The 20,872-nt window shown below is 50.5% G+C and carries 13 protein-coding genes and 1 riboswitch; of the genes, 11 read left to right on the forward strand and 2 right to left on the reverse strand.

Features of this window, described 5'->3' with window-relative positions; all coding sequences use genetic code 11:
* Positions 1-560 precede the first annotated feature (560 nt).
* The 4 genes from pth (at position 561) to ABCW45_RS10320 (ending at position 6,663) form a co-directional block, all read left to right on the forward strand.
* Positions 561-1,136, forward strand: coding sequence for an aminoacyl-tRNA hydrolase (pth, locus tag ABCW45_RS10305; RefSeq protein WP_343220789.1), 576 nt, complete (start codon positions 561-563; stop codon positions 1,134-1,136).
* A gap of 115 nt (positions 1,137-1,251) precedes the next feature.
* Positions 1,252-5,004, forward strand: coding sequence for a transcription-repair coupling factor (gene mfd / locus ABCW45_RS10310; protein WP_343220790.1), 3,753 nt, complete (start codon positions 1,252-1,254; stop codon positions 5,002-5,004).
* Between the two features lie 32 nt (positions 5,005-5,036).
* The gene (locus ABCW45_RS10315; protein WP_343220791.1) at positions 5,037-5,969 is read left to right on the forward strand and encodes an Abi family protein; all 933 of its coding nucleotides are present in this window, start codon (positions 5,037-5,039) and stop codon (positions 5,967-5,969) included.
* A gap of 277 nt (positions 5,970-6,246) precedes the next feature.
* Positions 6,247-6,663 (forward strand): nucleoside phosphorylase-I family protein, encoded by a 417-nt coding sequence (locus tag ABCW45_RS10320; RefSeq protein WP_242992148.1) that lies wholly within the window; start codon positions 6,247-6,249, stop codon positions 6,661-6,663.
* Between the two features lie 179 nt (positions 6,664-6,842).
* Here the strand turns inward: ABCW45_RS10320 and ABCW45_RS10325 are convergent, their stop codons facing one another.
* Together ABCW45_RS10325 and pflB are read right to left on the reverse strand one after the other, a co-directional pair.
* Positions 6,843-7,679 (reverse strand): radical SAM protein, encoded by an 837-nt coding sequence (locus ABCW45_RS10325; protein ID WP_343220792.1) that lies wholly within the window; start codon positions 7,677-7,679, stop codon positions 6,843-6,845.
* 172 nt (positions 7,680-7,851) lie between these two features.
* Positions 7,852-10,155, reverse strand: coding sequence for a formate C-acetyltransferase (pflB, locus tag ABCW45_RS10330; protein ID WP_343220793.1), 2,304 nt, complete (start codon positions 10,153-10,155; stop codon positions 7,852-7,854).
* A gap of 521 nt (positions 10,156-10,676) precedes the next feature.
* A riboswitch (ZMP/ZTP riboswitch) is annotated at positions 10,677-10,756 on the reverse strand.
* A gap of 203 nt (positions 10,757-10,959) precedes the next feature.
* Here pflB and ABCW45_RS10335 point away from each other — a divergent pair.
* The 7 genes from ABCW45_RS10335 (at position 10,960) to ABCW45_RS10365 (ending at position 20,801) form a co-directional block, all read left to right on the forward strand.
* A complete protein-coding gene (locus ABCW45_RS10335) occupies positions 10,960-12,567 on the forward strand; it encodes a response regulator transcription factor (protein ID WP_343220794.1) in 1,608 nt (535 codons plus the stop codon).
* The gene (locus ABCW45_RS10340) at positions 12,564-13,643 is read left to right on the forward strand and encodes a sensor histidine kinase (protein ID WP_343220795.1); all 1,080 of its coding nucleotides are present in this window, start codon (positions 12,564-12,566) and stop codon (positions 13,641-13,643) included. Before ABCW45_RS10335 ends, ABCW45_RS10340 begins: the two co-directional genes overlap by 4 nt.
* Positions 13,640-15,088: an ATP-binding cassette domain-containing protein gene (locus tag ABCW45_RS10345; protein ID WP_243035800.1), complete on the forward strand. Its 1,449-nt coding sequence runs from the start codon at positions 13,640-13,642 to the stop codon at positions 15,086-15,088. The genes ABCW45_RS10340 and ABCW45_RS10345 overlap by 4 nt, the downstream gene beginning before the upstream one ends.
* 118 nt (positions 15,089-15,206) lie before the next feature.
* Positions 15,207-16,070, forward strand: coding sequence for an ROK family protein (locus ABCW45_RS10350; RefSeq protein WP_118650403.1), 864 nt, complete (start codon positions 15,207-15,209; stop codon positions 16,068-16,070).
* Positions 16,071-16,257: 187 nt separating this feature from the next.
* The gene (locus ABCW45_RS10355) at positions 16,258-17,766 is read left to right on the forward strand and encodes a sugar ABC transporter ATP-binding protein (protein ID WP_117504753.1); all 1,509 of its coding nucleotides are present in this window, start codon (positions 16,258-16,260) and stop codon (positions 17,764-17,766) included.
* A gap of 14 nt (positions 17,767-17,780) precedes the next feature.
* On the forward strand, positions 17,781-18,797 hold the full coding sequence (locus ABCW45_RS10360) for an ABC transporter permease (protein ID WP_117504755.1): 1,017 nt from the start codon (positions 17,781-17,783) through the stop codon (positions 18,795-18,797).
* A 165-nt stretch (positions 18,798-18,962) separates the two neighbouring features.
* Positions 18,963-20,801, forward strand: a complete 1,839-nt coding sequence (locus tag ABCW45_RS10365) for a substrate-binding domain-containing protein (RefSeq protein WP_343220796.1) — start codon at positions 18,963-18,965, stop codon at positions 20,799-20,801.
* Positions 20,802-20,872: the final 71 nt, after the last annotated feature.

The raw sequence follows: 20,872 nt of genomic DNA on the forward strand, positions 1-20,872 counted from the left end.
CTACAATAATTTTGAGATCTTAGAATATTTTCTGTCCGGAACTGGAAGGACGGTTCCATCGGACAGAGTGATCTCAAAGCGTCGAATGGATCTTACGAAGAATGGATTTACCATAAAACACGTGTGGATCATGGCGATCTTCGGAACCATAGCCGTCTTTCTGTCAGGACCGGTTACTTTTTCCGGGGTCAGTATTTTCGTTTCAAGTGTGGTAGAACCATTGTGAGGTGAAACCAGTTTACCATGTAAAGTAAAAAAAGACAAGATGGTGATTCGACCGGTCCGGAATGCGAAGCACCGGAAAAGTCACGCATATGTTGAAATTGAAGACCATGGTTAAAATGCATGCCATGATGGAGCTGCTGACGGCAGATCCCTTTTTGTGTTGTTATGGATCAACTGCCCCTTGCGCATGGGGGTCAAAGCTGATAAAATGTAGAAACTAGGGGACTTTGGAAAAAGGCCCCTTAAATGCGTTGCAGTTTAGAAAAGTTCAGTTTTTGCTCTGCCTGCGGCGGGAAGCACACAGCAGGCAGAGAAAATGTGCAAAGGAGATAGAAATGTTAATTATTGCAGGTCTCGGAAACCCGGGAAAGGAATATGAAAATACAAGGCATAATGCGGGCTTTATGGTGATGGATGCCCTCGCGGAGAAGGTCGGGGCTGATATTTCAGAGAAAAAGCACAAGGCGCTCTGTGGGAAAGGCGTTATCGGCGGTGAGAAGGTCATTCTCATGAAGCCGCAGACATATATGAATTCCAGTGGGGAGAGCATCCGCGCGGCAGCAGACTATTATAAGGTAGATCCTGAGGATATCCTGATCGTGTATGATGATATCAGCCTGGCACCTGGGCAGTTACGGATCCGCGCCAAGGGAAGCGCAGGCGGACACAATGGGATCAAGAGCATCATCGCACACCTTGGAACGCAGGAATTCCCGCGGGTGAAGGTCGGAGTCGGCGAGAAGCCGTCCCGGATGGATCTCGCGGATTATGTGCTGGGACATTTCTCAAAGGAAGAACAGGCGACGATGGATGACGCAGTGAAGGAAGCGGCCGACGCAGTCTGCGAGATCGTGAATGTCGGGATCGCGCAGGCGATGAATGATCATAACCGGAAGAAAGAAGAAAAATAAAAGAAGTATTGGCAAAATTTTGCCGCAGTGTGCGTGCGGAGAATGCCTATGCACACTAACTGGAATAGAATCAGAAATATGATCGGACAGGAAACGAATAAAAACAGGAGGAACCATGGCTGAAGTTTTTGCAAATCCGCTCGCGGAGCTGGCGGAGTATACCGATATGAAACAGGATATGGATAAAGGAAAAGGTCCGATCCAGGTCAGCGGCGTGACGGATTCCCAGAAAGTTCATGTCATGTATGAACTCTCGAAGGAACATCCGTGGCGCCTTGTCGTGACGTACGATGACAACCGGGCGAAGGAGATCTATGATGATTTCAGCTATTTTGAGCCGAATACATGGCTGTACCCGGCAAGAGACCTTCTGTTTTACAGCTCTGATATCCACGGAAATCTCCTGACGAGACAGCGGATGCAGGTGTTTAAACATCTTTTGGAGGACGAAGGCGGCGTTGTCGTGACAACGGTGGATGGTCTAATGGACCATCTTCTGCCGCTTTCCATGATCAAGGACAGCTGCTTAAATATCATGGCGGGGCAGACTCTGGATATCGAGGAGATCAAGACACAGCTCACGAACATGGGCTATGAGCGGATGGGACAGGTCGATGGAATGGGACAGTTTTCGGTCCGCGGCGGAATTCTCGATGTCTTTCCGCTCACGGAGGAGGTCCCGGTCCGGATCGAGCTCTGGGGAGATGAGGTGGATTCCATCCGCTCCTTTGATGCCGAGAGCCAGCGGTCGATCCAGCAGATGGACGAGGTCACGATCTATCCGGCAGCAGAACTGATCCTCACGAAGGAACATATCGAGGACGGGATCCTGCGCCTGGAAGCGGAGGGAAAGAAGCAGGAAAAGACCTTCCGCGACCAGAAAAAGCCGGAGGAGGCGACGCGGATCAGGCGGGCTGTCGGGGAGCTTGTGGAATCCTTAAAAGAGGGCTTTGATGTCCAGACGCTGGATGCGTATATCAGGTATTTCTGTAAAGATACGGTTTCATTTCTTGACTATATGAAAGAAGTCGGTGCTAAGGTCACTTTGGTGTCTTCTGCGACAGAAACAGGAAAACAGGCGGAAGTGGGAGTTATTGAAACTGAAGCTGAAGAGGCAGGAAAGAAGACAGTAGAATCAGGCGGGAACGTAGATCAAAGCGATACTGGGACAGCTGGGACGAAGACATCAGGAAAGAAAACGGCAAGGGCGGCCGGAAAAACAGCCAAAAAGAAACAGGCATCTGGCCTGGCATTGATTTTAGATGAGCCCCAGCGGATGAAGGAAAAAGCGGAGACCGTGGAGACCGAGTTCCGGGAGAGCATGTCCCATCGCCTGGAACAGGGCTATATCCTGCCGGGGCAGGCGGACCTCCTGTTTTCTTCGAAAACGATCCTGGCGGACGCGCACACGCCGCACACGATCTTCATGACCGGACTCGACCAGAGACTCCCCGGCATGACTCCGAAGGCGAAGTACAGCCTGACCGGAAAGAACTTAAATTCCTACCAGAACAGCTTCGAGATCCTGATCAAGGACCTGACGAGATGGAAGAAGGACGGATACCGCGTTGTCCTCCTCTCCGCGTCAAGGACCAGGGCGAGCCGCCTTGCAGGAGATTTAAGGGAGTATGACCTGCGGGCATTCTGTCCGGAAGACCCGGGACAGCCGGTTGCTCCGGGGGAGATCATGGTTACCTACGGAAAACTCCATAAGGGCTTTGAGTACCCGCTGATCAAGTTCGTCGTCATCACTGAGGGCGACATGTTCGGCGTGGAAAAGCGGAAGAAAAAGCGAAAAAAATATAATTACGAAGGAAAGAAGATCAGCAGCTTCTCCGAACTCTCTGTCGGCGACTACGTGGTGCATGAGAGTCATGGTCTCGGCATCTATAAGGGAATCGAGAAGATCGAGCAGGACCATGTCATCAAAGACTACATCAAGGTCGAGTACGGGGACGGTGGAAACCTCTATCTTCCGGCGACCCGTCTGGAGGGGATCCAGAAGTATGCGGGGGCTGACGCGAAGGTTCCGAAGTTAAACAAGCTCGGCGGGACCGAGTGGACGAAGACGAAGACGAAGGTCCGCACGGCAGTCCGGGAGATCGCGAAAGAGCTTGTGGAGCTCTACGCAGCGCGTCAGGACGCGGAGGGCTTTCAGTACGGGCCGGATACGGTGTGGCAGAAGGAATTCGAGGAGATGTTCCCCTACGATGAGACGGACGATCAGCTCACTGCGATCGACGATACGAAGCGGGACATGGAGAGCAAGAAGATCATGGACCGCCTGATCTGCGGGGATGTGGGATACGGAAAGACGGAGATCGCACTCCGCGCGGCGTTCAAGGCGGTGCAGGAAGGAAAACAGGTCGTGTACCTGGTCCCGACAACGATCCTGGCGCAGCAGATCTACAATACGTTCGTCCAGAGAATGAAGGATTTCCCGGTCCGCGTGGACATGATGTCGCGGTTCCGGACGCCCGGAGAGATGAAAAAGACGATCGAAGGTCTGAAAAAAGGATATGTGGACATCGTGGTCGGCACGCACCGGGTGCTTTCCAAGGATGTGCAGTTCAAGAGTCTGGGACTTCTGATCGTCGATGAGGAGCAGCGGTTCGGCGTGACACACAAGGAGAAGATCAAGCAGATGAAGCAGAACGTGGATGTTCTGACTCTGACGGCGACGCCGATCCCGAGAACACTGCACATGAGTCTCATCGGGATCCGCGATATGAGTGTTCTCGAGGAGCCGCCGGTGGACCGTGTGCCGATCCAGACGTACGTCATGGAGTACAACGACGAAATGATCCGCGAGGCGATCCACAGAGAGTTAGGACGCGGCGGACAGGTGTACTATGTATACAATCGCGTCAACAACATCGACGAGGTCGCAAACCATGTGGCGTCGCTTGTTCCGGAGGCAAATGTGGCATTCGCACATGGTCAGATGAATGAGCACCAGCTTGAGAAGATCATGCTGGATTTCATCAACGGTGACATCGATGTGCTCGTCTCCACGACGATCATCGAGACGGGACTCGATATCCCGAATGCCAACACGATGATCATCCAGGATGCGGACCGGCTGGGCCTCTCCCAGCTTTACCAGATCCGCGGGCGGATCGGGCGTTCGAACCGGACATCCTATGCGTTCCTCATGTACAAGCGCGATAAGATGCTGAAGGAGGACGCGGAAAAACGTCTCCAGGCGATCCGCGAGTTCACGGAGCTCGGCTCCGGCATCAAGATCGCGATGCGGGACCTTGAGATCCGCGGTGCGGGAAACATTCTCGGAGCGGAGCAGCACGGACACATGGAGGCAGTCGGATATGACCTTTACTGCAAGATGCTCAATGAGGCGGTTATTGCCTTAAAAGGCGGACAGGAAGAGGAAGAGACCTTTGAGACCGTGGTGGACTGTGATATCGACGCGTTTATTCCGGATGGATATATCAAGAATGAGTATCTGAAGTTAGATGTATACAAGAGAATTTCCGCCATCGAGACGGACGACGAGTATATGGATATGCAGGATGAGCTGATCGATCGCTTCGGCGATATTCCGAAATCCGTGGACAATCTGCTCAGGGTTGCGGAATTAAAAGCCATGGCCCACCGCGCCTACGTGACCGAGGTGGACATCAACACCCAGGAGATCCGGATCGAGCTCTACCCGAAGGCAAAGCTCGATGTCACCGGGATCCCGGCCCTCATCGCCGGGTATAAGACCGCTCTGCGCTTCGCACAGGGCGAAAAGCCGGTGCTGTTCTATCAGGATAAGGGAAAGAAGTATAAGGATTGCGAGCCGATGATGGAGAAGGCGAAGGAATTGCTGGGGAAGCTTGGGGAACTGGCTGAGAGCAAGAAATGAGCATATGAAAAATGGGGGATGAAGACTAAAGAATGACGATAAAGAAATCTAAGTTATCTTTAGATGAGCAAATTGAACACTTGAAGGATAAAGGTATTCTGTTTAACATTATGGATGAGAGTGATGCTAAGAAATATTTAGAACAAAATAATAATTATTTTAAGCTCACAGCGTACAGAAAAAACTATAACAAACATCCAGATGGGAAGAATAAAGGAAAATATATAAATCTTGAATTTGCGTATCTGGTAGATATGGCAATTATAGACATGAGGCTTCGATATCAAATCGTTCATATGGCACTTGATATCGAGCATCATGCAAAACTCCAGCTTTTGAGAAAACTGGATGAGTATGATGAGGATGGCTATCAAATCGTACAGGATTATATTAATTCTTTGACGGAAAGACAGAAAAAGATATATGACGGTGAAATCGAGAGATGCAGAAGGAGCATTTATTGTAGTGGTATTATTGAAAAGTATGATGATGCTTATCCTGTATGGGCGTTTGTAGAAATCATAACGTTGGGAAGATTTGTTGATTTCTATGGGTTTTGTGCAAAAAGATTTGCGGATAGGGACATGATGGATAATTACTATAATTTGTTAACATGTAAAAAGATTAGAAATGCATCTGCACACAATAACTGTATTCTTAATGATTTAAAAGCTAGAACTTCGACGAATGTAACCAATGCATCGATTACCGCCAAACTTATGACCATTCAAGGCATGAATATGAATTTTCGTAAAAATCGTATGAGTAATGCAAGGATTCAGCAAATAGTAATATTGTTGTTACAGTACACGGGCACTCTATGCCCGTGTACTGTAACAGGATTTTGCCGATGCTTCGCATTCCGAATCGGCAAAATCCGCGGCCATAACGGTATCATACGGAATTTTCAGTTCAGAAAATTCCTACCCATGAAAAGTAACATATTGTTCTATCTACCTACATAAAACAATGGTTGAGAGTGATGGAATACGGAAAGCAGCAGAGGACGAACTTCAGAAATTAATGGGACGAGTTAATAAACATCAGGAGTATTATCTATCAAATTCAATGATTAGTAGTACATTTAATTTTCTCAAATTAGTGGTTGACAATTGGTTCAAGACAGCATAAAATATAGATACATGGAAAAAGTTTAACTTTTGCGGAGCGGCATTGTGGATACGATGTTTGCTCCGCTTTTCTTTTCAGAAAATGTGTTTTGCGGTAAAAAGAGGTACAAATTTGGATGAAATAGCGTTAAAATTATGTGATATACAGGGGAGATTATTTGAGCTATCAGCGAATCAGAAGTATGATAGTATAAAATTCATTCGTGTGTTTATGAATTCAGATGTGTCAAGAGCGCTTGACTCAAAATATAATCGTATGCAATGGGCAGGGGAAGAATATCTCTTGGAGGAAGTTGTGGATAATGCTGGCAATAAAGTGTCGGTTGGCGGAGAAGTATTTTCAAAAGATGTCCTGTATTGGATTGGCTACATTTATCGTTATTGGCATTACTACAGCGGTGAGGATAGCAAAAAGATATACAAACAAGCACCGGTCGAAGTTATGAAACGAAATTATATGATGTTTCATACGATGGATCCGGTTCTCGCGATTGAGGATTTGAAGAAAATTTATAATCAGAAAAAATAAGAGAAACACGTACTGACTGGAGTTGGATAGAGCTCAATTTTAGACAGTACGTGTTTTACTTATATGAACAGCGAGAAAAAAGGAATATGAAAATCACAGTGATTTGAGAAACAAATTGTGATTTCTGAAGTTTTAGAGAAAAGTGCAGGTATAGATCAGAGAGTCTGTATGCAGAAAACTTATTTCGAACACCCCAGAATTTCTTCTGCCCGCTTCACCGTGTCTGCAGTCGGCGGATCCACATCTTTTAAGGTGTAGGGGATGCCGAGGGACTCCCATTTGTAGATGCCAAGTGTATGGTACGGAAGAACTTCGACTTTTTTTACATTGGACAGGGTGTCCAGGAACGCTCGGATACCGTAAAGATGTTCTTCATCGTCGGTCACGCCGGGAACGAGGACGTGGCGGATCCACATGGGTTTGCCGATCTCATTCAGGTATCTGGCGAAGGCCAGGATATTTTCGTTGGTATGGCCGGTGAGAGCGCGGTGCTTTTCCGGATCGATGTGCTTTAAATCCAGCATGACAAGATCGGTATTTTCCATGAGATCGGTGAGCTTTGAGAAAAATGGATCTTCTCTTGTAAACGGCTGTCCTGCGGTGTCAAGTACTGTGCCGACGCCGTTTTCCTTTGCAAGACGGAAAAGTTCATTCATGAAATCGATCTGTAAGAGCGGTTCGCCTCCACTGACCGTGATGCCGCCCTCATTGCCCCAGTAGCGTTTGTAGCGGAGCGCCTGTCTGATCAGGGCAGAGGGGGTCATTTCCTTGTAATTACAGACGGAGGAAGGCGCGGCGCTGTCAGAAGCTGTATTTTGGACAGTATTCGCATGAGCTGCGTTTTCGGAGGTCTGTGGTCCGGAAATGGCAGCAGTGTTTGCCAGCATCCACGTATCCGGATTATGACAATACCGGCACCGCATATGGCAGCCCTGAAGAAAAGTCACAAAGCGGACTCCGGGTCCGTCTACGGAACCAAAACTGTCGATGGAGTGAATGTAGCCTGTTGTTTCCATATAAATAGTTTCCCTTCTCCCGGAATCTGCCGGGGATAAAAATAAAGGTAAAATGAGCAGTGCGGTGCAAAAGCGCAAACACTAAAATATCAATGCCAAGCCAGAAAAAACTGCATAATTTAGACTCAGCCGGGAATAAACAACATTCCCGGCTGATTTTAAATGAATAAATTTACATCGCCTCGTGGCAAGTTCTTGCAATGACATCCAGCTGCTGCTCTCTTGTCAGATCAATAAATTTAACAGCATAACCGGAAACGCGGATCGTGAAGTTTGCATACTCCGGTTTCTCCGGATGTTCCATCGCGTCTTTTAACTTATCAAGACCGAAGACATTCACGTTGAGGTGATGAGCGCCCTGGTCAAAGTATCCGTCGAGAACATGAACGAGGTTGTTCTTCCTCTCGTCCTCGGAGTGTCCGAGTGCACCAGGAGCGATCGTCTCGGTGTTGGAGATTCCGTCGAGTGCGTACTCATACGGAAGCTTTGCGACAGAGTTTAAGGAAGCGAGAAGTCCGCTCTGCTCCGCACCGTAGGACGGGGTAGCGCCCGGGGCAAACGGAGTGAACGCTGCACGTCCGTCCGGAAGAGCGCCAGTTGCCTTACCGTAAACCACGTTGGAAGTGATCGTAAGGATGGAAGTTGTCGCCTCGGAGTTCCGGTAGGTGTGGTACTTTTTCACTTTCTTTAAGAAAGTCTTTAACAGCCAAACTGCGATATCGTCGGCTCGGTCATCGTCGTTTCCGTAGCGCGGGAAGTCACCCTCTGTGATGAAGCTGGACGCCATGCCGTTCTCGTCGCGGACAACCTTGACCTTTGCGTACCTGATCGCGGAGAGGGAATCCACCACATGGGAGAAACCTGCGATACCGGTCGCGAAGGTGCGGCGCACGTCGGTGTCGATGAGAGCCATCTCGGCTGCCTCGTAGTAATATTTATCGTGCATGTACTGGATCAGGTTCAGGATATTCACATAGATTCCTGCAAGCCAGTCCATCATGAGATCATATTTGTGCATGACCTCGTCGTAGTCGAGATACTCGGAGGTGATCGGTGCATACTCCGGACCAACCTGCATCGGTTTGCCGTCCTTTGTCATGTACTTCTCGTCCTTACCGCCGTTGATCGCGTAGAGCAGGCACTTTGCAAGGTTTGCGCGGGCACCGAAGAACTGCATCTCCTTACCTGTCTGGGTAGCGGATACGCAGCAGCAGATGCTGTAGTCGTCGCCCCATACCGGACGCATCACGTCATCGTTCTCGTACTGGATGGAAGAAGTGTCAACGGAGATCTTCGATGCGTACTTCTTGAAGTTTTCCGGAAGGCGGGAAGAGTAGAGCACGGTCAGGTTCGGCTCCGGGGACGGTCCCATGTTCTCTAAAGTATGGAGGAAACGGTAGTCGGTCTTTGTGACCATGTGGCGTCCGTCCTGTCCGAGACCTGCAACCTCGAGAGTTGCCCAAACCGGGTCACCGGAGAAGAGCTGGTTGTAGGACGGAATTCTTGCAAACTTCACCATACGGAACTTCATGGTCATATGGTCGATCAGCTCCTGTGCCTGGGACTCGGTAAGTGTACCTTCCTCGAGGTCACGGTTTACGTAGATATCGATAAAGGTAGAGATACGTCCAACGCTCATAGCTGCGCCGTTCTGAGTCTTAACAGCGGCAAGATAGCCGAAATAAAGCCACTGGATCGCTTCTTTTGCGTTTGTTGCCGGACCAGAAATGTCATATCCGTAGATCTTTGCCATCTCTTTCATGCCCTTTAAGGCACGGATCTGCTCTGCGATCTCCTCTCTCTGGCGGATGATCTCATCGTACATTGCGCCGTTTCCGCAGAGATCCAGGTCTTTCTTCTTCTCTTCGATCAGGAAGTCGATACCGTAGAGGGCCACGCGGCGGTAGTCACCGACGATACGTCCGCGGCCGTAGGTATCCGGAAGACCGGTTACGATATGGCAGTGGCGGGCAGCTTTCATCTCAGGTGTGTAAGCGTCAAAGACTGCCTGATTGTGTGTCTTATGGTATTCGGTGAAGATCTTGTGGAACTTCTCGTTTACTTTATATCCGTAAGTCTCAGCGGCTTCCTCCGCCATTTTGATTCCGCCGTAAGGCATGAAGGCGCGCTTTAACGGCTTGTCAGTCTGGAGACCGACGATGGTCTCAAGATCCTTTAAGCTCTCGTCGATGTAGCCCGGGCCGTAGGAAGTCAGGCTGGACACGATCTCAGTCTCACACTCTAAAACGCCGCCTTTTTTGCGCTCCTCTTTCTGGAGTTCCTGAAGACGCCCCCAGAGTTTGTCGGTCGCCTCGGTCGGAGCGGCGAGGAAATCCTCGTTTCCGTCATACTGGGTATAGTTATTCTGGATAAATTCGCGGACATTGACCTCATCGGTCCATTTTGCGCCCTGGAATCCTCTCCAGGCTTTTTTGAAAAGGTCAGCAGTACCGTTCGGGGTATTCTGTTCAGACATGATGGTTCCTCCTTATATGTTTCAATCACATGTGCTGCGGAAATCCTGTGGTTGTCAGAAATTCCGGTTTCCCGGTCCGGAAAAAGCAGGCGATCATTCACCAGTACATTTTGTCGGATCGGATAAATTTTGAAATCTTCCATTGTGAAGAAATGCTTTGCCATTATAACAGAGGGACAAAAGAAAAACAATAGATTACATGAGAATGATTATCAAAATCATTTTCATAAGAAATTTTCTCATTTCTCTGTATTTTTTAAAATACACGTAACTGTTCGGCAGACTCACACCTACAGGAATCAAAGATCCATTTCAAATCGGCTTCGCCGATGGGATTTCTGCTTTCCTCTTATTCCGGCACCGAAAAGGGATAGAGCCGTTTTTGAAAGAGCAGATGTTCTCGTGGTATTTTATAAGGCGGCGAAATCACTTTGGAAAATTTCGCTGTTACAGAATCACAGCGCGGCGTGAGAGACGCCAATAGACTGAAAAAGCGTAAAAAAATAACCCACAGTCTGCGCTATGATTGCCCAGACGGTCGGCTTTCTTCGATCATACTTCACGTGGTTTATCCACTTATCCGTCAGTCATATGATCGGTACAAGCTATATATACCAGATGTTGTGGTGTGTGTCAAGTGGAAAAGAATGGTCGGACCAGATATGGGGAGAGAATGCCGGACCTTTTGGGCAGATGTCAGCAAAAAAAGCGTGAAGAGCGTCGCTCTATACCGGTTGACGGAATCATGCCCGGCGGGGTACAATAACCTTAATATGACTTTGGGGGAAACAGGGGGGAACGAGGATGTTAAAGGTACTGATCGCGGATGATGAGAGCAAGGTCTGCCAGCTGATCGAAAAGCTGGTGGACTGGGATGCTCTTGATATGAAGGTCGCAGCGGTCGCGGAGAACGGGATCGATGCGCTGGAAAAGATAAAGGAAGTTCATCCGGATATCGTGATCACGGACATCCGGATGCCGGGATATGATGGGCTGGACCTGATCCGGCTCGGAAAAGAGGAAGCTCCGAATGCGGAGTTTGTGATCATCAGCGGCTACCGCCATTTTGAGTATGCGCAGATGGCAATCCGGTATGGGGTGAATGCGTATCTCTTAAAACCGATAAAAAAGGACGAGCTGACGGAGACATTAAAACGCCTCAGCACCCGTTTCCGGGTGCAGACGGAGCAGCTGAGCCAGGAGGAGAAGACCAGACTGGCGATCAGAAGCGATGAGAAGAACCTGAGACAGGCCTTTTTACAGGATCTTGTGGGGAGAAGAAATAAGGAGACCCTGTCGCAGCCGCTTTTGGAGATCAACCGGGAATTTCACTATCGTTTTGAGCCGGGGGAATTCTGCATCGCCATCTTAAAACTGGATGGGCGTGTCTGCGACGAGGAGCAGAATGTCCAGTTTATGGCGGAGAAAGTCCAGTCTGCGGCGGAAAGATTTTTAAAAGACTATGTTATGGAGACAGAGAATACGGAGCTCAACGGATTCCATTTCTTTCTGTTAAATTATGACGCAGAGGACCGGATGCAGATCCGGAGACAGATGAAAGCCCTGCTCTCGGAGATTCGGGTCCAGGGGGATATTTTAAAGAACCTGTCGGTGACGCTGGCGCTCGGAGAGGGCGTGGAAAGTCTCCCGGAGATCGGCAGTTCCTTGAAAAATGCCAGACTCCTCATCGAGGAGCGGCTGCTCGCAGGAACGGGAAAGCTGATGGAAGGAAAGATCGAAAGCGGGGAGTCCTTCGCGGACAGTGAGATCTTCGCGAAATTTAATGACCGGATCGCCCACACGCTCGAGAGTCTGGATTCCTTTGCAGTGCGGGAAGAACTGATCTATCTGAAAACGAAAATGCTGGCTGAAAAGGAGATTAGCGGTCATGAGATACTTCAGATGACGAAGGAGATCTGCAACCAGTACCTGTTTTTTATGAAAAAGTACCGCCTTCCGGTGGAAGAGAACTTTATGGAGAACTTCAGCGTCAGTGCCGACAACTGTGCAGATGCGGCGGAGCTTTTCGATTATCTGACGAGACGGATCACGACTTCCTATGAGAAGGCAGCAAGGTTAAAGCGGCAGGATGAAAACCGCCCGATCCGCGTGGTGAAAAAGTATGTGGAAGAACATTTTGGAGAGCCGCTGACGCTGGAAGAACTCAGTCAGGTTGTGGATCTCTCCCCGACATACCTTAGCACGATCTTTAAAAAGGATACGGGGATGACGTTTCTGGAATACCTCTCGGAGGTTCGCATGGACATGGCAAAAAAGCTCTTAAAGGAGACAAATGACACGGTGGCCGATATCTGCGGGAAGGTCGGTTACAGCGATGTGCGGTATTTCACGAAGACCTTTACAAAATATGCGGGCTTAAAGCCCAAGGAATACAGAAAGCTGTACTCATGATGGAGAAGAAATATACCGATGAGAAAAATTACCTGTCCGTCCGGATCAAATGGTGTGCACTTCTCGCAGCCGGGCTGATCGGGGCATTCCTCGTGAGAATGTGGGTGGTGTGCATCCGGGAAATGCAGTCCCTGATGGTCCCGGCGGTATTTACGGCGCTTTCCGCTGCTCTGGCGGTGATCGTCTACCGGACGGTGCTGATCCCATACCGGGAGACTCGGAAGATCTATGAGCAGTTTGTCATGGGCTATGTCATGGAGGACCTTTTTAAGGTCCGCTATCCGTTTTCACCGGAGAGTGAGCAGGCAGTCCTGCGCCTGAACGAGATCATCGACCGGAACAACCTGATCGCGATCTCGAAGAAACAGGCGGAGTATCTGGCGCTTCAGAACCAGATCAATCCCCATTTCCTCTACAACACGCTGGAGGGGATCCGGAGTGAGGCGCTGATCGCGGGGCTGGACAGCATCGCGGAGATGACGGAGGCGCTGGCGACCTTCTTCCGCTACACGATCTCAAACCTGGAAAATCTCGTGACGCTGGAGGACGAACTTGCCAATATCGAGAATTATTACTATATTCAACAGTTCCGATTCGGTTCCAAACTGGACCTGAAGATCCAGTATGACCGGGATCCGGATGACGATTTCACGGAGATGGATTTTCTGCAGTGCAAACTTCCGAAGCTGACACTGCAGCCGATCGTGGAAAATTCCATCTACCACGGGATCGAGCGAAAGATCGGAAAAGGTCATCTTGTGATCCGGATCAGTGCGAGTGAGGAACGGCTCTACATCAGGATTTCCGATGATGGGCGCGGAATGACGGACGAAAAACTGAAGGAACTGAATGAAAAACTGCGCCGTCTTGATGTGGAGACAGATGTCCCGGAAAAAGAGGAGGAGAAGAAGTCGGCCCGCGGCGGGATCGCGGTGGTGAACGTGAACAGGCGGATCAGGCTCCTCTTCGGCGAGGAGTACGGAATCCATGTCTACAGCAAAGAGGGGATCGGAACTGATGTCATAGTGGAGCTTCCGCTGGTGCGCGACGGGGATCGTCAGGGAGGATGGCGATGAGAAAAGAACTTCTTCGGATATCGCATGTCGATCTTGAACGGGACGGAGAGCTGCTCCTGGATGATCTGGAATTCCAGATGTTTGCCGGGGAGATCGTTGGCCTGGTGGCTCGGAACCGGAAAGGCCAGAAAGAGATGGTGGATCTGATCTGCCGGAACGATCCGATCAGCCTGGGATCCGTGTGGTATGACGGAAACGTTGTAAATAGCTACGCCTACAGCAGCGGCGAGTCCAACAAGGTGGCGCTGATCGAGCAGAAGAGCCATCTCGTGCAGGGACTCAGCGTTGTGGACAACCTTTTTATCCTGCGGGAAGGTTTCCGGAAATATTTTATCAATGAGCAGGTGATCTTCAGCCAGGCGGTCCGCTTTTTTGAGGAAAAAGGGCTGAAAGTGGACCTGGAAAAGAGAGTGGAGAACCTGACAGAGCTTGAGAGATGCTTTGTGGAGCTCGGAAAGGCGCTGCTTTCGGGCTGTCATCTCATTATCGTGGATAACCCGGCGAACTATTTGAGCCAGTATGAGCTCTTCGAGTTCCAGCAGATGTTAAAGAAGATCCGGAAAGAGGGGATCTCCGTGCTCTATGTGGGAAACCACCACCAGGAGCTCTTTAAGATCGCGGACCGGACCGCACTTTTTTCGGACGGTCACATCTACAAGGTCTTTGAGCGGGATGAGATGACGGACGAAAAGATGGCACCGTACATCTCAGAATGGAAGATCATGTCCACGGAGAATGATCAGGATGCCGGGGATGACGGGATCCTGCACTTTCACACCGTGGGAGTCGGAAATTTAAATGGTCTTCGCTTCATCCTGCACCGCGGTGAGTGTATGACGATCCTCGACAAGGAGAATAAGATCGCAGGGGACATGATGGATCTGATGACCGGGAAGAAGCGGTGCAGATCAGGATGGATCACAGTGGAACATGTGACCTACACGCAGAAAAAAGCGGCGGATTATCTCGATGAGGGGATCGCCGTGATCCCGGCGGACGGGGTAAACCGGCTGCTGTTTCTGGATGGGAGCTACATGGAGAACCTGACATTTCTCCTGGACCGGAAACTCAAAAAAAGCCTGATTCCGGGGAAGATCTATAGGAGCATCCATTCAGAATATCTGCCGCTCGTGGGGCCGGTGATCGACGCGCCCTGTGTGCGCGATATTCCGCAGGAAGACCAGTTTGCCCTGCTCTATCATAAGATGAATCTTCTGCGTCCGCGGATCATGGTCTGCATCCAGCCGCTCGCAAAGGGCGACATGTTCTGCCGCATGAGAATTTTAAATGTGCTGCGCCAGATCCAGAAACAGGGGACGGCGATACTCATGATCACCGCGAGTATCTCCGATACGCTTGATATCTCAGACCGACTGCTCGTCGTGGAGCAGGGGAAGGTGGCGGCAGTGTATGAGAAGAGTGAGTTTAAGAGAATTGTGAGGTAGGATTGGAGCTGCCCCGTCCTGTTGTATACATCAAAATATTGTCCCCCATAACCGTAGGATTGTCCTCTGTTACGGGGGACATTTTTCATGTAAGATGGAACTAACAGGGGAGGTCTATATGAACGAGTACATAGGAATCGATATCGGCGGGACGAAAACAGCCATCGTTCGTGGAGACGAGAACGGAACGATCCTTGAAAAGAAGCGATTCGCGACGACAACGAAGGGAGAAACTCTGGAAATGATCTTTCAGAGCGTTGCGGATCTGAAAACAGATCAGACGAAAGCAATCGGCGTCAGCTGCGGCGGACCGTTAAACAGCAGGACGGGTGTGATCCTGGGACCTCCGAATCTTCCGGGATGGGACGAAGTTCCGATTACGGATATGCTGACGGAGCGGTTCGGACTTCCGGCATATTTAAGAAATGATGCGGATGCCTGTGCCGTGGCGGAATGGCAGTTCGGAGCCGGAAAAGGCGCGGAGAACATGATCTTTCTTACCTTCGGGACCGGGATCGGCGCGGGGCTGATCTTAAACGGAAAGCTCTACGAAGGAACATGCGGGCTGGCCGGGGAGATCGGTCATGTACGGCTTTTTGAGGATGGACACGTTGGCTACGGAAAGTCCGGCTCGTACGAAGGATATGTGAGCGGCGGCGGGATCGCCCAGTACGGAAAAGGAACCGCGGCGGAGCTAGGAAAACGGGCGAAAGAAGGAGATCCGGAGACGTTGCAGATCTGGGCGCAGACAGGAGAACATCTTGGAAGCATGCTGGCGATCCTGATCGACCTTTTAAATCCGGAGGTGATCGTCATTGGAAGTATTTTCGTCCGGGCGGAGAAGTATCTGAGAGCTTCCATGGAAGAAAAGATCCGGAAAGAAGCACTGAAACCGGGCGTAGAGATCTGCCGGATCGTTCCGGCGGGACTCGGGGAATCAATCGGAGATATCGCGGCACTCTGTGTCGCCATGAACCTGTAAAAAATGAAAATGCCGGGATTTGCGGAGAAACCACAAAAAGAATGTAACTGTCCGGAATCCCTGCAGTTACAGGAAAAACATTAGAAATATAGCCACAAAAGGATGTGCAGGGCATATTTTCGCACACATAAAACGACCCGGTAGACCGGATCAAACGAGAAACCAAAACTGGAAAGTGGGGGAGAAGATGGGCGAAGTAATTGTTTCAATGAAAGACATCGTCAAGACATTCCCGGGCGTCAAAGCCCTGGATCATGTAAATTTCGAACTCCGGTCGGGAGAGGTCATGGCGCTTCTCGGGGAGAACGGAGCAGGAAAATCTACACTGATGAAGATCTTAAGCGGTGTTTATACAAAAGACAGCGGAACGATGACCATATTCGGAACGGAATATGACAATCTGACACCGAAGCAGGCACAGGCCGTCGGCGTTGCGATCATCCACCAGGAGTTAAACATGTGCCGCCACTTATCGGTTGCGGAAAACATGTTCCTCGGAAGAGAGAAGGTCAACGGGATCGTCTTAAATGACCGGGAGATGGAGGCAGAGGCGGCAAAGATCCTCGGAGATCTGAAGATCGACATCGACCCGAGACAGACCGTCGGCGATCTTCCGGTATCCAAACAGCAGATGGTCGAAATCGCGAAGGCACTTTCGATCCACGCGAAGATCCTGATCATGGATGAGCCGACTTCTTCCCTGACAGCAAAAGAGATCGAGGAGCTCTTCCGGATCATCCGCCAGTTAAAGGCAGACGGCTGCGGAATCGTCTATATTTCCCATCGTCTGGAGGAGCTGAAGGCCATCGTGGACCGGGTGACGATTATGCGTGACGGTCAGTATATCACAGACGGAAATTTCGCAGATATGACGATGGAACAGATCATCGCAAACATGGTCGGCCGTGAGATCAAGGAACAGTTCCCGAGAGTCTCCTGCCCGAAAGGAAAGAAGATCTTCGAGGTGAAAAACTTAAATGCCGGACATCTCGTCCGCGACATCAATTTCTCCCTCTATGAGGGCGAGATCGTCGGATTCGCGGGACTGATGGGAGCGGGACGTACCGAGACAACGAGAGCGATCTTCGGAGTTGACCCGAAGACCAGCGGGGAGATCTGGCTGGACGGAAAAGAAGTGAAGATCACCTGTCCGATGGACGCGATCAAAGCCGGGATCGTACTGGCGCCGGAGGACCGGAAAAAAGACGGTCTCTGCACGAAACTCAGCATCCGTCATAACCTGGCACTCCCGAACCTGGACCTCATCTGCAGCAAGCTCGGCGTGATCAGCAGTAAAAAGGAGGACGACCTCTGCGAGAAGGCGGTGAAGGACCTCCTGATCAAGACCCCGACGGTGGAGGTCAACGCGGGCAATCTTTCCGGAGGAAACCAGCAGAAAGTGGTTGTCGGAAAGTGGCTGGCGAGAAATTCCAGAGTCGTGATCTTCGATGAGCCGACACGAGGCATCGATGTAGGCGCGAAGGTCGAGATCTACAACCTGATGAACCAGTTAAAGAAACAGGGCATTGCCGTTATGTTCGTCTCCTCGGAGATGCCGGAAGTCCTGGGAATCGCGGACCGCGTCATCGTCATGTGCGACGGAAAGATCACCGGCGAAGTCATGGCGAAGGAGACAAGCCAGAATGAGGTTCTGAAGTTCGCTACCGAATTTGAGAAGAAACAACAGGTTAGCTGAGGGAGGACAGGAGAATGAATGAAAAGAAGCAGAGTACAGTAAAGCGGATCCTGGGGACACGCGGAATGGGCGCGGTCATCACGGCATTCGCGGGACTGATCATCATCTATGTAGCATTCGGTCTCATCGACCGTAAAGTATTTGCCGGACAGAACGTCATGAACCTTCTGCGTTCCATGTCAAAGTACCTTCTGATCGGCGTCGGACAGAGCTATCTTCTGATCACCGGAAACATCGATCTCTCGATCGGTTCCATGGTCGGAATGAGCGCCATGATCTCGGCAACCCTGATGGCGATGGGCGTCAATCCGTTCGTTGCGATGGCGGTTGCGATGGCGTGCTGCCTGGTTACCGGAGTGATCAACGGAATGTTAGTCGGAAAGTTCAAGCTTCCGCCGTTCATCGCTACCCTGGGTACCATGTTCGTGACACGAGGCGTTGCCTACATGGTCAACAACAACCGAAACACGGATGCCATCGCCACAGGTATCGGAAAGGAAGCAGGGGATAAGTTCCAGAACGTCTTCTACTATGGAAAGACACTTGGTGTTTACAACACCTTCTGGATCGCTCTCGTGATCTTTCTGATCTTCTTCTTCCTGCTCTCAAAGACCCGCACAGGAAGACATATTTACGCGATCGGCTCCAACGTGGATGCTGCGAAACTGTCCGGTGTGAATGTTGTAAATACAACAATTAAGGCATATCTGGTAAGTGCTGTCTGCGCGTGTGTCGTTGGTTATATCCTCTGCGCACAGGCAGGAATGGGCAACATGGAAGCAGGAAACATGTACGAGATGTACGGCGTTGCGGCCGGCGTTATCGGCGGCATCTCCCCGCTCGGCGGAACAGGACTTCTGCTCGGAACCTTTGCCGGTGCGGCTGTATGGCAGACACTGGAGAATGGTCTGAACATGATCGGTGCACAGGTCGGCATCCAGAGACTTGTCATCGGTATCATCGTTGTATTCTCTGTACTTCTTGATGTTGTCGTTCGTTCCGGAAACTTCGGAAAGAAAGCATCCAAATAAGACAGAGAAAAAACTGTTTTGTGTCTGCGGCATTTTGCAGCAACAGTCGGTCCGCGGTCCTGCATGAGAATAAGCAGGATGCTGGTCCGGAAATATCGTTACATGGATATCTAACTCCCATGGTATACGGGAGTTACATATAAGAAAATCTTAAGGAGGATTTTTATGAAAAAGAGATTGTTCGCACTGTTAAGCTGTGCAGCCCTTGCGGCAGCCAGCATCACCGGCTGTTCCAGCCAGAAACCTGCAGAATCCGCAGCTGCGTCTGCAGAGGCAGAGTCCACCACAGGTGCTCCGTCCAAAGAAGTCGGCGATTATAAGATCGCGCTGATCACCATGGACTCCATCGACCAGCACTGGGTAACCTTAAACGAGGGTGCTCAGGAAGAGGCGAAAGAGCTCGGCGTGACAGTAAGCTTCATGTCCCCGAACACAAAGGATGACGCTCAGCAGATCGAGTGCGTAAATAACGCAGTCGCAGGCGGCTATCAGGCGATCATCGTAGCGGCAAACGGCCCGGACGCGATCTCTTCCGCACTGAAGGAAGCAAAGGACGCGGGCATTAAGATCGTATACGTTGATTCCCCGGCAAACGTGGAGGCAGAGGCAACCTTCTCCACAGACAACGAGGCTGCCGGTACAACAGCAGGAAATGAGATGTTAAAAGCACTCAAGGACGCAGGCGTTACATCCGGTAAGATCGGTATTGTAAACGTAAATGCGGCAACTGATTCCACCGTTAAGAGAGAAGCCGGATTCCGCAAAGCATTCGAAGGAACCGATTTTGAACTTATGGAGACACAGTACGGCGAAGGTGACGCAGCGAAGTCCCAGACCATCGCTGAGAACTACATCACACAGGGCGTTGTCGGCATCTTCGGCTGCAACGAGGGGTCCACGACCGGTACCGGTAATGCAATCAAGGCATCCGGCAATACAGGTATCATCGGCGTTGGTTTCGATAAATCCGACGCGATCATGAACCTTATCAACGACGGATATCTTCTCTGCACAATGGCTCAGAACCCGGATCTCATGGGTAGAGACGGTGTTGAGGCAGCTGTCCGTGCGCTTCAGGGTGAGACATTTGGCGGTCTTGTAACGGATACAGGCGTTTCTGTCATCAAGGCAGGCAACACTGAGGATGCAGCAGGAACAACCGATGTGACAGCAACAAAAGACTGGAAGATCGCGCTGATCACCATGGACTCCATCGACCAGCACTGGGTAACCTTAAATGAGGGCGCTCAGGCAGAGGCAAAGGCACTTGGCGTGACAGTGAGCTTCATGTCCCCGAACACAAAGGACGACGCTCAGCAGATCGAGTGTGTGAACAACGCAGTCGCAGGCGGCTATGAGGCGATCATCGTAGCAGCAAACGGCCCGGATGCGATCTCTTCCGCATTAAAGGAAGCAGCTTCCACAGGCGTGAAGATCGTGTATGTTGACTCTCCGGCAAACGTGGAGGCAGAGGCAACCTTCTCCACAGACAACGAGGCAGCCGGTAAGACTGCAGGCGATGAGATGATCAAGGCTCTCGAGGCAGCAGGCATCACATCCGGTAAGATCGGTATCGTAAACGTAAACGCAGCAACAGATTCCACAGTTAAGAGAGAAGCCGGCTTCCGTTCCGCATTCGAAGGAAAAGGTTACGAGCTTATGGAGACCCAGTACGGCGAAGGTGACGCAGCGAAGTCCCAGACCATCGCTGAGAACTATATCACACAGGGTGTTGTCGGTATCTTCGGCTGCAACGAGGGATCCACAACCGGTACCGGTAATGCCATCAAGGCATCCGGAAAGACAGACATCGTAGGCGTAGGCTTCGATAAATCTGATGCGATCATGAACCTCATCAACGACGGATATCTCCTTTGCACAATGGCTCAGAACCCGGATGTCATGGGTAAAGAGGGCGTTAAGGCAGCAGTCAGAGCGTTAGAGGGCGAAGAACTCGGCGGCGCTGTAAGCGATACTGGTGTATCCGTTCTGAAGAAGAACTGATGTAACTGTGTACGGAACAGTTACGAACTGATAAAGAATTTCAATGGTTACAGTTCGTGCAGCGCATGAAT

It is taken from the genome of Pilosibacter fragilis (assembly GCF_032490495.1).
Taxonomy (GTDB): Bacteria; Bacillota; Clostridia; order Lachnospirales; family Lachnospiraceae; genus Pilosibacter; species Pilosibacter fragilis.

What these genes read in the sequence shown, in the direction of transcription:
- ABCW45_RS10315 (WP_343220791.1), top strand. Translation starts at nt 5,037, where the DNA reads ATGACGATAAAGAAATCTAAGTTATCTTTAGATGAGCAAATTGAACAC.
- ABCW45_RS10340 (WP_343220795.1), top strand. Translation starts at nt 12,564, where the DNA reads ATGATGGAGAAGAAATATACCGATGAGAAAAATTACCTGTCCGTCCGG.
- ABCW45_RS10345 (WP_243035800.1), top strand. Translation starts at nt 13,640, where the DNA reads ATGAGAAAAGAACTTCTTCGGATATCGCATGTCGATCTTGAACGGGAC.
- ABCW45_RS10335 (WP_343220794.1), top strand. Translation starts at nt 10,960, where the DNA reads ATGTTAAAGGTACTGATCGCGGATGATGAGAGCAAGGTCTGCCAGCTG.
- ABCW45_RS10325 (WP_343220792.1), bottom strand. Translation starts at nt 7,679, where the DNA reads ATGGAAACAACAGGCTACATTCACTCCATCGACAGTTTTGGTTCCGTA.
- pth (WP_343220789.1), top strand. Translation starts at nt 561, where the DNA reads ATGTTAATTATTGCAGGTCTCGGAAACCCGGGAAAGGAATATGAAAAT.
- pflB (WP_343220793.1), bottom strand. Translation starts at nt 10,155, where the DNA reads ATGTCTGAACAGAATACCCCGAACGGTACTGCTGACCTTTTCAAAAAA.
- mfd (WP_343220790.1), top strand. Translation starts at nt 1,252, where the DNA reads ATGGCTGAAGTTTTTGCAAATCCGCTCGCGGAGCTGGCGGAGTATACC.
- ABCW45_RS10360 (WP_117504755.1), top strand. Translation starts at nt 17,781, where the DNA reads ATGAATGAAAAGAAGCAGAGTACAGTAAAGCGGATCCTGGGGACACGC.
- ABCW45_RS10350 (WP_118650403.1), top strand. Translation starts at nt 15,207, where the DNA reads ATGAACGAGTACATAGGAATCGATATCGGCGGGACGAAAACAGCCATC.
- ABCW45_RS10365 (WP_343220796.1), top strand. Translation starts at nt 18,963, where the DNA reads ATGAAAAAGAGATTGTTCGCACTGTTAAGCTGTGCAGCCCTTGCGGCA.
- ABCW45_RS10355 (WP_117504753.1), top strand. Translation starts at nt 16,258, where the DNA reads ATGGGCGAAGTAATTGTTTCAATGAAAGACATCGTCAAGACATTCCCG.